13 protein-coding genes are annotated in these 13,347 nt (G+C 61.8%); 9 read left to right on the top strand and 4 right to left on the bottom strand.

Annotation, left to right across the window (positions count from 1 at the left end):
* The first annotated feature begins 111 nt into the window (after positions 1-111).
* Entirely contained in the window at positions 112-993 is an 882-nt protein-coding gene (locus GGD57_RS25460; protein WP_017966357.1) for a 3-hydroxybutyryl-CoA dehydrogenase, read from the top strand.
* 243 nt (positions 994-1,236) lie between these two features.
* On the opposite strand, the gene tlpA is transcribed toward GGD57_RS25460, so the two are convergent.
* Entirely contained in the window at positions 1,237-1,899 is a 663-nt protein-coding gene (gene tlpA / locus GGD57_RS25455) for a thiol:disulfide interchange protein TlpA (RefSeq protein WP_184472981.1), read from the bottom strand.
* A 26-nt stretch (positions 1,900-1,925) separates the two neighbouring features.
* Here tlpA and argH point away from each other — a divergent pair, with 26 nt between their 5' ends.
* From argH to GGD57_RS25435, 4 genes are all read left to right on the top strand, one after another.
* Positions 1,926-3,329, top strand: coding sequence for an argininosuccinate lyase (gene argH / locus GGD57_RS25450; RefSeq protein ID WP_085738550.1), 1,404 nt, complete (start codon positions 1,926-1,928; stop codon positions 3,327-3,329).
* 150 nt (positions 3,330-3,479) lie between these two features.
* Positions 3,480-3,674: an LPS translocon maturation chaperone LptM gene (gene lptM / locus GGD57_RS25445; protein ID WP_003582619.1), complete on the top strand. Its 195-nt coding sequence runs from the start codon at positions 3,480-3,482 to the stop codon at positions 3,672-3,674.
* An 11-nt stretch (positions 3,675-3,685) separates the two neighbouring features.
* Positions 3,686-4,954: a diaminopimelate decarboxylase gene (gene lysA, locus GGD57_RS25440; RefSeq protein WP_184472980.1), complete on the top strand. Its 1,269-nt coding sequence runs from the start codon at positions 3,686-3,688 to the stop codon at positions 4,952-4,954.
* A 247-nt stretch (positions 4,955-5,201) separates the two neighbouring features.
* On the top strand, positions 5,202-7,856 hold the full coding sequence (locus tag GGD57_RS25435) for a TIGR02302 family protein (RefSeq protein ID WP_184472979.1): 2,655 nt from the start codon (positions 5,202-5,204) through the stop codon (positions 7,854-7,856).
* Between the two features lie 73 nt (positions 7,857-7,929).
* Here the strand turns inward: GGD57_RS25435 and GGD57_RS25430 are convergent, their stop codons facing one another.
* From GGD57_RS25430 to GGD57_RS25420, 3 genes are all read right to left on the bottom strand, one after another.
* Positions 7,930-8,289, bottom strand: coding sequence for a response regulator (locus tag GGD57_RS25430; protein WP_054182490.1), 360 nt, complete (start codon positions 8,287-8,289; stop codon positions 7,930-7,932).
* 170 nt (positions 8,290-8,459) lie between these two features.
* Positions 8,460-9,002, bottom strand: a complete 543-nt coding sequence (gene hpt, locus GGD57_RS25425; protein ID WP_003567049.1) for a hypoxanthine phosphoribosyltransferase — start codon at positions 9,000-9,002, stop codon at positions 8,460-8,462.
* A 150-nt stretch (positions 9,003-9,152) separates the two neighbouring features.
* Positions 9,153-9,803 carry a hypothetical protein gene (locus GGD57_RS25420; protein ID WP_184472978.1) on the bottom strand — a complete coding sequence of 217 codons (651 nt, stop codon included), beginning with the start codon at positions 9,801-9,803 and terminating at the stop codon, positions 9,153-9,155.
* A gap of 205 nt (positions 9,804-10,008) precedes the next feature.
* Here GGD57_RS25420 and ftsE point away from each other — a divergent pair, with 205 nt between their 5' ends.
* From ftsE to GGD57_RS25400, 4 genes are all read left to right on the top strand, one after another.
* On the top strand, positions 10,009-10,668 hold the full coding sequence (gene ftsE, locus GGD57_RS25415; RefSeq protein ID WP_003567051.1) for a cell division ATP-binding protein FtsE: 660 nt from the start codon (positions 10,009-10,011) through the stop codon (positions 10,666-10,668).
* Entirely contained in the window at positions 10,661-11,674 is a 1,014-nt protein-coding gene (locus GGD57_RS25410) for a cell division protein FtsX (RefSeq protein ID WP_126910560.1), read from the top strand. Before ftsE ends, GGD57_RS25410 begins: the two co-directional genes overlap by 8 nt.
* A gap of 67 nt (positions 11,675-11,741) precedes the next feature.
* Positions 11,742-12,458, top strand: a complete 717-nt coding sequence (locus GGD57_RS25405) for a YdcF family protein (RefSeq protein WP_184472977.1) — start codon at positions 11,742-11,744, stop codon at positions 12,456-12,458.
* Positions 12,459-12,545: 87 nt separating this feature from the next.
* A complete protein-coding gene (locus GGD57_RS25400; RefSeq protein WP_184472976.1) occupies positions 12,546-13,343 on the top strand; it encodes a lysophospholipid acyltransferase family protein in 798 nt (265 codons plus the stop codon).
* Positions 13,344-13,347: the final 4 nt, after the last annotated feature.

The raw sequence follows: 13,347 nt of genomic DNA, 5'->3' as shown, positions 1-13,347 counted from the left end.
CTGGAAAATTATCTTTTATGGCGCTACTACTGCTGCCGGGCGATCATTTGCCCGGCAGTATTGCTAAAAAATGCGGCAGCGCGGGGGCGGATGCCGTGTGGGGGTTTGGAGATGAATGCGGTGTTGAAGAATATTGGTATTATCGGTGCCGGCCAGATGGGCTGCGGCATCGCGCATGTTTCGGCCGCCGCAGGTTACAGGGTTCACATCTACGATCTCTCGCAGGACCGCATCGAATCCGGCCTTGCCACCATCAACGGCAATCTCGCCCGGCTGGTGACGAACGGCAAGATGACCGAAGAGGAACGCAAGTCGACCTTGTCGCTCATCTCGGGCTCGTCCGATGTCAATGATCTCGCCCCGTCCGATCTCGTCATCGAGGCCGCCACCGAAGATGAAACCGTCAAGCGCAAGATCTACACCCAGGTCTGTCCGGTCCTGAAGCCGGAAGCGCTGCTTGCCACCAACACCTCTTCCCTTTCCATCACCCGGCTTGCTGCCGCCACCGACCGCCCCGAACGCTTCATGGGCATACATTTCATGAACCCGGTGCCGGTCATGAAGCTGGTCGAATTGGTCCGCGGCATCGCGACCGATGAGAAGACCTTCTCCGCCGCCAAGGAATTCGTCGGCACGCTGGAAAAGACCATCACCGTCGCCGAGGATTTCCCCGCCTTCATCGTCAACCGCATCCTGCTGCCGATGATCAACGAGGCGATCTACACGCTCTATGAAGGCGTCGGCACGGTCGATGCCATCGACACCGCGATGAAGCTCGGCGCCAACCATCCGATGGGGCCGCTGCAGCTTGCCGATTTCATCGGCCTCGACACCTGCCTGTCGATCATGCAGGTTCTGCACGACGGTCTGGCGGACTCGAAATATCGCCCCTGCCCGCTGCTGGTGAAATATGTCGAAGCCGGCTGGCTCGGCCGCAAATCCGGTCGCGGCTTCTACGACTATCGCGGCGAAGTGCCGGTGCCGACGCGCTAAAGCCTTTGGTTTTCCGAATGTCGTGATCGCAAAACCGCAGCCCACTTTTGCGCGACATGATTTAAGCAGACATCATCAGAAAGGGCGAATGGACCGGACGCTCGCGACATGCTTTCCTTGCCGTGAATGGGAGGGAATGCCATGTCGACCGAAACACCGATGTTCCTGCTGCAATGCTGCGTCCTGATCGGGCTCGCGGGGGTGTTCCTCATCAAAGGAGACGGTGACTCCTGACCGGTCTCCTTACGACCCGATAGCACCCTTGATCAGCGCCTTTGCATCGTCGCTATCCCAGGCGGCGGGGCCGTTCATGGCGGAGATCAGGCAACCCTTGTCGTCGAGCAGCAGCGTCACCGGAAGACCGAAGGCGAGGCCTTCCTTTTTCAGGCTGTTGAAGACCGCGATCGTATTATCGCGGTAAAGCTGCAGCGCATCGACACCGGTTTCAGCGAGGAAGGTCTTCGGCTTCTCGTCGTCGCCGCTATCGATATTGACCGGCACGACCTGGAACTTGTCGCTGCCCATCTGCTTCTCGAGCGCGTTCAGCGCCGGCATCTCCTCGCGGCAGGGAACGCACCATGTTGCCCAGAGATTGAGAAGCACGGTCTTGCCGGCGAAATGATCGAGCGTCAGCGGCTTGCCGTCCGGCCCATTGAAGGACACCCCGGTCAGCTTGCGCGGCTCATTGGCAGCGACCATGGCGGCCACCTGCCCCTTCATCAGCGGGGTCAGATTGGCAGCCCGTTCCTTCGCCAATGGACATTTGGTCGAGGCGGTTTCACCGCCGCCATTGCCAATCCCGGTCTCCTTCACGTATACCGCTGCCGCACCGGCAACCACGCCTGCAACGGCGGCGATTGCGATCAATTTTACGGACGGCAGGCCGAAAGGTTTTTTTGTCGTCATTTCATTCTCCAGGACGGGCATCTTCCATGGCCGAGAGCAACACGGACACCAAATCCTCCAACCAGATGTGGGGTGGGCGCTTCGCCTCCGGCCCGGACGCGATCATGGAGGAGATAAATGCCTCGATCGGTTTCGACAAGAAGCTATTCGCCCAGGATATCCGCGGTTCGATCGCCCATGCGACGATGCTTGCCCATCAGGGCATCATTTCTTCAGACGATAAGGACAAGATCGTTCACGGGCTAAACACGATCCTGTCAGAAATCGAAAGCGGCAATTTCGAATTCTCCCGCCGGCTCGAAGACATCCACATGAATATCGAGGCGCGCCTGGCGACGCTGATCGGCCCGGCGGCCGGCCGGCTGCACACCGCCCGTTCGCGCAACGATCAGGTGGCGCTCGACTTCCGCCTTTGGGTGAAGGAAGAGCTTGAGAAGACCGAAAGGATGCTGACCGGCCTGATCGCCGCCTTCCTCGACCGCGCCGAAGAACATGCCGAAAGCGTCATGCCGGGCTTTACCCATCTGCAGACCGCCCAGCCCGTCACCTTCGGCCATCATTGCATGGCCTATGTCGAAATGTTCGGCCGCGACCGCTCGCGCGTGCGCCACGCCATCGAGCATCTGGACGAGAGCCCGATTGGTGCGGCCGCCCTTGCCGGCACCGGCTATCCGATCGATCGCCACATGACAGCCAAGGCGCTCGGTTTCCGCGAGCCGACCCGCAATTCCATCGACACCGTCTCCGATCGCGATTTCGCCATCGAATTCCTGTCGATCGCAGCGATTACAGGCATGCACCTGTCTCGCCTGGCCGAAGAGATCGTCATCTGGTCGACCCCGCAATTCGGTTTCGTCCGTCTCTCCGACGCCTTCTCCACCGGCTCGTCGATCATGCCGCAGAAGAAGAACCCGGATGCCGCCGAACTGGTGCGCGCCAAGACCGGCCGTATCAACGGCTCGCTGGTGGCGCTGCTGACGATCATGAAGGGACTGCCGCTTGCCTATTCCAAGGACATGCAGGAAGACAAGGAACAGGTCTTCGACGCGGCCGAGAGCCTGGAACTGGCAATCGCCGCCATGACCGGCATGGTGCGCGACATGACGGTCAATACCGCACGCATGAAGGCGGCGGCCGGCTCCGGCTTTTCGACGGCGACCGATCTTGCCGACTGGCTGGTGCGCGAAGCGGGCCTGCCCTTCCGTGATGCCCATCACGTCACCGGCCGCGCCGTGGCGCTTGCCGAAAGCAAGGGCTGCGACCTTGCCGAACTGCCGCTTGCCGATCTGCAGGCGATCCATTCCGCCATCACCGACAAGGTCTACGACGTGCTGACCGTCGAGGCCTCCGTCGCCAGCCGCAAGAGCTTCGGCGGTACCGCACCTTCCGAGGTGCGCAAGCAGATCGCCTTCTGGCGCGCCCGCAACTGAGAGATAGGGGGCGGGGCGACAGCCGCCTCGCCTTTTGCCGCAGGGCAGAGCGTCCAACAATCAGGGTGCACAAGGCGGATAAACTTCGCTATGAAGATCGCCATCGTTCAAATGAATGATGTCCGTCATATGCCGCACAAGAGGATATCCATGCAGAAGAGCTTGCCGCATCTCATCCGCCTGACGGCGGTGCTCGCCGTCATCGGCCTTGCCGTTGCCGGATGCGGGCGCAAGGGCGATCTCGATCCGCCGAGTGCTGCGGCAACCAAGGAAGGCGATGTTTCCAAGCCGACGAAACAGCCGGGAACCGTTGACAAGCCCTTCCTTCTCGATCCTCTTCTTTAAGGCATAAGCCCGTGAACCATTTCGAGTACCGCGACGGCATTCTTCACGCCGAGAACGTTCCCGTTCCCGAGATCGCCAAGGCGGTCGGCACACCTTTCTACGTCTATTCCACCGCGACGCTGGAACGCCATTACCGCGTCTTCTCCGAAGCCTTCGGCGATGTCGACTCCATGGTCTGCTACGCGATGAAGGCGAATTCCAACCAGGCGGTGCTGAAGACGCTCGGCCGCCTCGGCGCCGGCATCGACGTCGTCTCGGAAGGTGAACTGCGCCGTGCGCTTGCCGCCGGCATTCCGGCAGAGCGCATCATGTTCTCGGGCGTCGGCAAGACGCCGCAGGAAATGGACTTCGCCCTCGAAGCCGGCATCTACTGCTTCAATGTCGAATCCGAGCCTGAGCTCGAAATCCTCAACCAGCGCGCCGTCAACGCCGGCAAGAAGGCACCCGTCTCCTTCCGCATCAACCCGGATGTCGATGCGAAAACGCATTCGAAGATTTCCACCGGCAAGAAGGAAAACAAGTTCGGCATTTCCTGGGAGCGTGCCCGCGCCATCTATGCCCATGCCGCCAAGCTGCCGGGCATCGAAGTCACCGGCATCGACATGCATATCGGCAGCCAGATCACCGAGCTGCAGCCCTTCGACGACGCCTTCAAGCTGCTGCACGACCTTGTCGCGACGCTGCGCGCCGACGGCCACACCATTCATCACGTCGATATCGGCGGCGGCCTCGGCGTGCCCTACAAGGACGACAACAATCCGCCGCCGCTGCCGGATGCCTATGCAGCGATCGTCAAGAACCAGCTCCGCGGCCTCAACTGCAAGATCATCACCGAGCCTGGCCGCCTGATCGTCGGCAATGCCGGTATCCTGGTGACCGAAGTCCTCTATGTGAAGGATGGCGGCGAAAAGACCTTCGTCATCGTCGACGGCGCGATGAACGATCTCATCCGCCCGACGCTCTACGAGGCCTATCACGAAATCCGCCCGGTGACGATTTCGGCGGCGAACGCCCCGCGCATCCGCGCCGACGTCGTCGGCCCCGTCTGCGAGACCGGCGATTACCTGGCGCTCGATCGCGAAATGGCAATGCCGAAGCCCGGCGACCTGATCGCCGTCAGCACGGCCGGCGCCTATGGCGCGGTCCAGGCCGGCACCTATAACAGCCGCCTGCTGGTGCCCGAAGTTCTGGTGAAAGGCAGCGATTTCCATGTGATTCGCCCACGCAGAACCTATGCGGAACTGATCAGCCTCGACTCCGTTCCGACCTGGCTCGACTAGCATCGGCCCGAAAATCGGAAGCGATTTGGATTCAAAGAGTTAAAGCGCGAGGAGCAATCTGGAAGATCGCGACGCGCTTTAAACGGCCATCACTTTTTGGCGAATAAACGTGAAAAGCCGGTATTGCCGGCCGCTCGCCCTCGCCTTCGCCACAAAGAGTGTTATCCTTGTCAGTCATGAGCGTATTGCCCCGCAATCGCCGGAAGCGCCCTCTGTTCCAGAACGCCAGATCGCGGAGACCGGATCGATGACAAGCCCCTCGAGGCAGAAGAAAGGTGCATTTGCGCTCCGCCCTTCGCTTGCCCGGCTGGTAACGACGAAACGCCTGCTGGCGCGCATCGTGCTGTTTTTCGAGCAGTTGCTGCCGCCGCTGATGCCGGTGCTCTCGGTCATCGCCTTTTATCTCTCCGCCTCCTGGTTCGGTGTCTTCCGCAGCGTTCCGGACTGGCTGCGCATCCTGCTGCTGATCGCCTTTGCCGCGGTTTTTCTGGTCTCGCTCCTCCCCTTCCGCAGCCTGCGCTGGCCTGATGTCGGCGAGGCCGACCGCATGCTGGAAGAGCGCAACGGCCTGCCGCACCAGCCGGTGACGGTCCAGGAAGACGAACTGGCCTTGGATACGCCTTTCGCGCAAGCGCTCTGGCGCGAGCACCAGACCCGCATGGCGGAAAAGATCGCAGCGCTCGATGCCGGCCTGCCGCGACCGGATATCGCCGCACATGACCGTTTTGCGCTGCGTGCCGTGCCGGCGCTGTTGCTGGTCACCGCCTTCGCTTATTCGCTGTCGATCAATGGCGGCTCGATCGGTGATGCGCTGCAGGCGGCACCCGAGCAGGTCACGGTCGATCCTGCGGTGCGCATCGACGCCTGGGTGACGCCGCCTTCTTATACCGGCCGCGCCCCGATCTACCTGACCGCGGACGGCAGCGAGCAGGCGCCGATCGACATCCCGCAATTTTCAGGCCTCACCGTCCGCGTCAGTGGCGGAAAGACCGCCGAAAAGGTGGTGTTCCGCAAGGCAAACGGCGAGGCGCAGGATATATCAGTGCAGGCGGATAGCAAACCGCAGCAGGCGGCGGTGTCGGCCGGCGAACAGCCGAATACGGCCTCGGCCAGCCCGGCGCCCGTCGCGCAGACGCATATGATGAAACTCGAGGAGAGCGGCGCGCTCGAAGTCAACGGCCGCCGCTGGAGTTTCAACATCCTTCCCGACAAAGCGCCTGAGATCGCCTTCGACGGCTTGCCGAAGTCCAGCGTCAACGGCGCGCTTGAAATCGGCTTTACCGTCAAGGACGACTACGGCGTCCAGGAGGCGCATGCGGAGATCGTTCCTCTGGAAAACGATCCGACGGCGACGCCGCTCTATCCGCTGCCGGAATACCGCCTGGACATCCCCCGCCGCAACGCCCGCGACGCCAAGGGCGTCACCAGCCGCAACCTGACCGACCATCCGCTTGCCGGCAAGCGCGTGCGCGTAACACTCGTCGCCAAGGATGCCGCCGGCCAGACCGGCCGCAGCCCGCCGCATGAGATGGCGCTGCCGTCACGGCCCTTCAGCGAGCCGCTTGCCGCAGCCGTCGCCGAGGAACGGCAGGTTTTCGCGCTCGACACCCGCAAGATGCCACAGGCGATCGCGCTGAACGAGGCGCTGACCATCCGTCCCGAGGAGACCATCCCCAAGCTCACCAACTATCTGCTGCTGCAATCCGCCTTGACGCGCATGAAGCTGGCGAGGGGTGAGGAAGCGCTCAAGGATACGGCCCAGTATCTCTGGGAGATCGCTCTCGGCATGGAGGACGGCGATCTTTCGCTTGCCGAGCGCAAGTTGCGCGAGGCTCAGCAGAACCTTGCCGACGCGTTGAACCGCAACGCCCCGGACGAGGAAATCAAGAAGCTGATGGACGAGTTGCGCAAGGCGATGCAGGACTATATGGCCGAGCTTGCCCAGCGTATGCAGAACGCGCCGATGCAGCCGAACCAGAACGCGCAGAACATCCTGCGCCAGCAGGATCTGGAACGGATGATGGACCAGATCGAGAATCTCGCCCGCTCCGGCAATCGTGACGCGGCCCAGCAGATGCTGTCGGAATTGCAGCGCATGATGAACAATCTGCAGGCCGGCAGGCCGCAGCGCGGCCAGCAGAGCCAGGAAAACAGCGAGGCCCGCAAGCAGATCGACAAGCTCGGCGAGATCCTGCGTGACCAGCAGAAGCTGATGGATCAGACCTTCCGCCTTGATCAGCAGCTCAGGGACCGCATGCAGCGCGGTGAACCCGACATGGGCGAAAACGATCCGCTGCTCGACGAGATGAACCCCGAAGAAAACGGCGAATCGCAGGATCAGCAGCAGGGCCAGCAAGGCAAAGACGGCCAGCAGCCTTCGGATCAGATGACGGCCGAGCAGTTGCGCGAGGCGTTGAAACAGCTACGCACCCAGCAGGATGCGCTCGGCAAACAGCTTGGCGAATTGCAGAAGAAGCTGGGCGAAATGGGCATGAAACCCGGCCCGGGCTTCGGCCAGGCGCAACGCGAGATGGAAGGCGCCGGCCGCGAGCTCGGCCAGGGCCGCGGCCAGCCGGCCATCGAGAACCAGGGCCGCGCGCTCGAGGCGCTTCGTCAGGGCGCCCGCGACATGATGAACCAGATGATGCAGGCGCAGCAGGGCCAGCAAGGCCAGGGTCCGAACGGCCAGATGAGCCAGGGTGGCGACCAGAACGGCCGCGACCCACTCGGCCGGCCACGCCCCACCGGACCGGATTTCGGCGACAACAGCGTGAAAGTCCCCGATGAGATCGACGTTCAGCGCGCCCGCGAAATCCTAGACGCGATCCGCGAGAAGCTCGGCAACAATCCGCCCCAGGAAATGGAACGGCGGTATCTCGAACGACTGCTGGATATTCAGTAGCTCTCAAGCGCGTAACCCCGAAAATCGAAATCGATTTTCGGGGTTACGCGTGAAATTCCGATAATGAACGCGCTTAAGCGACAAGCGCCCGGGCAACCGCCTTGCGGATATCGGGAAGCGCGAATGGCTTGGCGACGACGTCGATGATCTTTTCGGCAAGATCGTCGGCCCGTTCGCGCTGTTCGGCATAGCCGGTCATCAGCAGGATCTTCAGGCCGGGAAAGGCGTCCTTTGCCTGATGCGCAAGTTCGATGCCATCCATCACAGGCATACGGATATCTGAAAGCAGCAGGTCGTAAGCCCCGTCCTTGAGCTTCTCCAGCCCCTCGGCGCCATCGGCCGCTTCATCTGTCTCGTGGCCATCGAGCCGCAGGGCTCGGGCTACGAAAGACCGCAGGGAGTCCTCGTCTTCCGTAATCAGAATTCTTGCCATATGTGCATTGCTCCGTCTTCAGCCCCGCGACGGAAATCACCAGACTTTCCTTTGCGATCGGTAAAGATGAGGAAGCGATGGACGAGATGGTTAACAACCCGTCTCGACCGGCAAGCGAGCGCCGGGCCTCTCTCGGACCCTCGAAAGACGCCGGAATGACTTACAGCCGCTCAGGCGTCGCCGGTCACCACGCCGACGAAAGGCAGTTCGCGAAACGCATAGGCGACGTCCATGCCGTAGCCGACGACAAAATAGTCGGGGCATTCGAAACCGACATAGTCGGCCTCCAGCTTTTCCTTGCGCTTGACGCGCTTGTCGAGCAGCACGGCGATGGTGACATTGCGTGCGCCCCGCTCGAACAGCAATTCCTTGGCAAACAGCAGCGTCCGGCCGGATTCGAGGATATCGTCGATCAGCAGTACGTCGCGGCCATGCACGTCGCTGTCGATATCCTTGACGATGCGCACGCCCTGCGAAACAGTGCCGATGCCATAACTCGACAGCGTGATGAACTCGACCTCCGGGGCAAGCCCGCTATCATGCAGGGCACGGATCAGGTCGGCAGCGAAGATGAACGACCCCTTGAGCACGGCGATGACGAGCAGGTCCTTGGTCGGGCCGTTGGCGATCTCCCGCGCCATCGAATGATTGCGCTCGGCGATTTGTTCGGCGGTGAAGAGCGGCTCGATATTTTTTCCGCGCACGACAGGCATAAGGGCTTGCTCCATGAAAAGAAGGGTAAGCCGTTAGCACATATGCGGGTCCGAAACAGCCTCGCCTCTGAAATTTAACGGGATTGGCGCGAGTTGTGACCGGAAAGCCGGCCGCGACAGGCCCCGGATTTTCTATGGCAGGCCAGATTTCTATGGCAGGAACGAAAGCCTGACTTCCGGCATTTTTCCGCCGGTATGCTGGACACGGGCCGAGAAGCCCCGGCTCTGGCCGCTATAGATGACATCGGACGGCGGATTGATGACGATGCTGGCGGTCAGCCGCTCGTCGGTCACCAGATCGGCACGGATCGGCCGCACCGTCTGTGTCGTACCGCTGTCGTTTTCGACGATGCCGTTGATGACGAGTACGCGCATGCCGTTCGCGTCGCGCGGCGTCACCGTCACATGGGTGAAATGCAGCGGCGCGCCGGAATAGGCGGGCTCCCCGGAAAAGCCGGAAAAACCACCCGTAAGCCCGAAGACGAGCACGACGAGCGCCAGCACCAACGCGGAAAAACTCCGCATCGACGCGCGCTGCAGGAAGGATTCCATCGCCTGCAAAACCGAAGCGGCCATCCCCGCAAGCGGCGACTGTGCAGCCTGTGCACCGGCCATGCGCTTGCGGTTGTCGTTATAAGTCCTTGCGGCAAATTCCGTCGATCGGACCTTGCCGAGGGTGACGAATTCGGCGTCGGAAATATCGGCAGGCCGCGCCGTGCGGTACTGGCGGGCAGCAGGTTCCGGCGGCAGGAAATCATAGACCTGGCCCGGCGTCCGGCGGCTGAAGGAGGATGCTTCCATGGTGACTGCCTCGCAGATGTCCACATGGTTTCGATGCCGGGAGAAATCTTGGCATTGAAACGAATCCTCCTCAGTCGTAAATTTTAATGGTTAATGCTTCGCAAAGATCGCCATCAAACGGGCGTCTTTCCAGCAAATTTACCGGCTGTTAACCCTGTTGGTTAACAAGTCACACGGTGAAACCAAGAACAGACTGAGCTGCCCGTTGATCCACTTCGAGAATGTCGGTTTGCGCTATGGCATGGGCCCGGAGATTCTCCGGGACCTGACTTTCGACATTCCGAAGAAATCCTTTCAATTCCTGACGGGCCCATCGGGCGCCGGCAAGACGTCGCTGCTGCGGCTACTCTTCATGTCGCTGCAGCCGACACGCGGCCTGATCCGCATGTTCGGGCGCGATATTTCCGAAATTCCCCGCCCGGAACTGCCGCTGCTGCGCCGCCGCGTCGGCATCGTCTTCCAGGATTTTCGCCTCCTCGACCACCTGACGACCTATGAAAATGTCGCTTTGCCCTTGCGTGTACGCGGCAAGGATGAAAGCTCCTACAAGACGGACGTGCTGGAATTGCTGAAATGGGTGGGCCTCGGCGAACGCATCAACGTGCTGCCGCCCGTGCTTTCCGGCGGCGAGAAACAGCGTGCCGCCATCGCCCGGGCGCTGATGGACCGGCCGGAAGTGCTGCTGGCCGACGAGCCCACGGGCAATGTCGACCCGCCGATGGCCAAGCGCCTGCTCAACCTCTTTCTCGAGCTGAACCGCCTCGGCACGGCCGTTGTGATCGCCACGCATGACCTGGCGCTGATGGAACAGGTGGAAGCCCGCCGCATGATCCTTTCGGGGGGGCATCTCGATATCTATGACTGAGCCCCCATCCAGAAACCGGGACATGGCGCCTGGCAAGGCGGAACAGAAGCGGCCGGAAATGCGCGTGCGCCCGACCGCGCCGATCCTGCCGCCGTCCAACATCCAGGGCAACGCCCTGATGGTGGTCATATCGATCATGGCCTTCCTCGCCTGCCTGACGCTCGGCGGCGTCAGCATGGTGCGCTCGACGGCGGCAAGCTGGGAGAGCCAGATTTCCCGCGAGATCACCATCCAGATCAAGCCGGACGACAACCTCGACATGGAAAAGGCGTTGACGCAGGCGCGTGACCTGGCGTTGACCTTCGTCGGCACCAAGAGCGGCCAGATCGTCGACGAAGCGGCGACCGCCCGCCTGCTCGAACCCTGGCTCGGCCCCGGTCTCGATCTCAAGGATCTGCCCGTCCCCCGCCTCGTCGTCATCACCATCGACGAGAGCAATCCGCCGGATTTCGATGGAATGCGGGCGATGCTCAAGGACAGCATCCCGCAGGCCAGCCTCGACGATCACCGCACCTGGGTCGACCGGCTGGTGTCCATGGCGCACACGACGGTTCTGATCGGCACCGGCATCCTGCTTCTGGTTTTCTCGGCCATGGTGCTGACCGTCGTCTTCGCCACGCGCGGTGCGCTGTCGGGCAACCGCCACATCGTCGAAGTGCTGCATTTCGTCGGCGCCGAAAGCTCCTTCGTCGCCACCGAATTCCAGAAGCATTTTCTGAAGATCAGCCTCAAGGGCTCGGCGATCGGCAGCGCGCTTGCCGCTCTCTTTTTCGCCTCCGCGGGTTTCTGGCAGAGCCGGACGCTCGCCACCCCGGAAACGGATCAGGCCACAGCACTCTTCGGCACCTTTTCCGTCGGCGTGCTCGGTTATGCCGGCATCTTCGCAACGATGATCGTCATCGCGCTGTTGACCACCTTCACCGCGCGTCTGACCGTCATGCGGACGATCTACGAAATCGATACACTACGCTCGGACCCGACACGCACCGACGGCATTGCGAGTTGATCGTGACCATGCCGTTTTGCCATGAAAGCGTCTGTTCCGCGCCGCAATCAGCGTATAGTCACGATTCATGACCATGGGAGATACGACACCCAACCCGATTCATCAGGACCCGGAGCTTGATCGCCCGGCGCCTTTGGCGCCGCGGCGCGGGCTGATCCGCCGCCTGCTGCGTTGGGGCGGGTTCGCCTGCGTGTTGGCCATGGCGCTGGTGTTCGGCGGCTTCCTGCGGTTCGCCGATTCCGTCACCACGCTGAAGCCCCCGGCCGAGCCGAAGGCAGATGCGATCGTGGTATTGACGGGGGGCTACCAGCGCATCGACCAGGCCGTCGAGCTGCTGCAGAAGGGCGCTGGCAAACGGCTGCTGATCTCCGGCGTCCATCCGACCACGACGCCGAGGCAGATCCGCAGGATGACGCAGGGTTCGGCCGATCTCTTCTCCTGCTGCGTCGATATCGGTCACGACGCCATAGACACGATCGGCAATGCCGAGGAAGCCTCCAACTGGATCCATGCCAAGGGCTACAGGAGCGTCATCGTCGTCACCAACAACTACCACATGCCGCGAAGCCTCGCCGAGCTCTCCTATGTCGATCCCGACATCGAGTTCATTCCCTATCCCGTCGTCAACTCGGATCTGAAAACCCGCAATTGGTTCACCGATCCGAACGCGATGCGCGTCATGCTCGCCGAATATGTGAAAGTGCTGCTGGCCGGCGCCCGCAACATCACCGGCTTCGGCCGCCACACCGGGCTGCGCTCGGCAAGCGTGTCCGCCGCAGACTGAGCTTTTGCATTAACCCATCAGCAAACGCTTTTTATGACGGGCAATATCGTGTAGGCCGGTCGCGTGAGCATGCCTCGGGAAAATTTCATGATCGCCCTGCGTTCCGTTCTCTTCAACACGATCTTCTACGCCAACCTCATCATCCGGATGATCGTGCTCTCGCCCTATTATTTCGTGGCGCCGCGCCTGACCGCCTATGCGATCCCGAAGAACTGGGCGCGTTCCAACCACTGGCTGATGCGGGTGATCGTCGGCACGACCTTCGAGATCGAGGGTCTGGAGAACCTGCCGGATGGCAGCTACATCCTGGCGCCGAAGCACCAGTCTTTCTGGGATACCTATGCGCTGCTGCCCTGGCTGAAAGACCCGGTCTACATCCTGAAGCGCGAGCTGATGTGGATTCCGCTGTTCGGCTGGTACGCCAAGAAGCAGCGGGTGATCCCGGTCAATCGCGGCGCCCGCGGCAAGGTGATGGTGGAAGTGCTGAAACGCACGAAAGAAGAGCTCTCGACCGGCCGCCAGTTGATCATCTATCCCGAGGGCACCCGCCGTCCACCGGGTGCGGAGCCGGTCTATAAATACGGCATCGCCCGCATGTACCGCGACCTCAACATCCCGGTCGTGCCGGTCGCCATGCATCCCGGCCTCTTCTGGCCGCGGCGAAGCTTTCGCCGTTATCCCGGCCATTTCAAGGTGAAGATCCTGCCGCCGATCATGCCGGGCATGGATCCGGACGCCTTTTTCGCCCATCTGATCGAGGTATCGGAACGGGCAAGCGACGAGCTTCTTCTGGAGACCGTCGAGCAAAATCCGCATCTGCCGTTGCCGCCGACAGCGGTCGAAAGGCTGGCGGAGCTGCGTAGGGTGAAGGCGGAAACGGCCTAAGCTC

Source organism: Rhizobium esperanzae, from assembly GCF_014197615.1.
Lineage (GTDB): Bacteria > Pseudomonadota > Alphaproteobacteria > Rhizobiales > Rhizobiaceae > Rhizobium > Rhizobium esperanzae_A.
This window is presented reverse-complemented; position numbering and strand designations above follow the sequence as displayed.

Excerpts from the sequence above, each read along its gene's own strand:
- hpt (WP_003567049.1), bottom strand. The coding sequence starts at position 9,002 with ATGCCTGTCGTGCGCGGAAAAAATATCGAGCCGCTCTTCACCGCCGAA.
- argH (WP_085738550.1), top strand. The coding sequence starts at position 1,926 with ATGGCCGAGAGCAACACGGACACCAAATCCTCCAACCAGATGTGGGGT.
- GGD57_RS25460 (WP_017966357.1), top strand. The coding sequence starts at position 112 with ATGAATGCGGTGTTGAAGAATATTGGTATTATCGGTGCCGGCCAGATG.
- GGD57_RS25435 (WP_184472979.1), top strand. The coding sequence starts at position 5,202 with ATGACAAGCCCCTCGAGGCAGAAGAAAGGTGCATTTGCGCTCCGCCCT.
- tlpA (WP_184472981.1), bottom strand. The coding sequence starts at position 1,899 with ATGACGACAAAAAAACCTTTCGGCCTGCCGTCCGTAAAATTGATCGCA.
- GGD57_RS25420 (WP_184472978.1), bottom strand. The coding sequence starts at position 9,803 with ATGGAAGCATCCTCCTTCAGCCGCCGGACGCCGGGCCAGGTCTATGAT.
- GGD57_RS25410 (WP_126910560.1), top strand. The coding sequence starts at position 10,661 with ATGACTGAGCCCCCATCCAGAAACCGGGACATGGCGCCTGGCAAGGCG.
- GGD57_RS25405 (WP_184472977.1), top strand. The coding sequence starts at position 11,742 with ATGACCATGGGAGATACGACACCCAACCCGATTCATCAGGACCCGGAG.
- GGD57_RS25430 (WP_054182490.1), bottom strand. The coding sequence starts at position 8,289 with ATGGCAAGAATTCTGATTACGGAAGACGAGGACTCCCTGCGGTCTTTC.
- GGD57_RS25400 (WP_184472976.1), top strand. The coding sequence starts at position 12,546 with ATGATCGCCCTGCGTTCCGTTCTCTTCAACACGATCTTCTACGCCAAC.
- lptM (WP_003582619.1), top strand. The coding sequence starts at position 3,480 with ATGCAGAAGAGCTTGCCGCATCTCATCCGCCTGACGGCGGTGCTCGCC.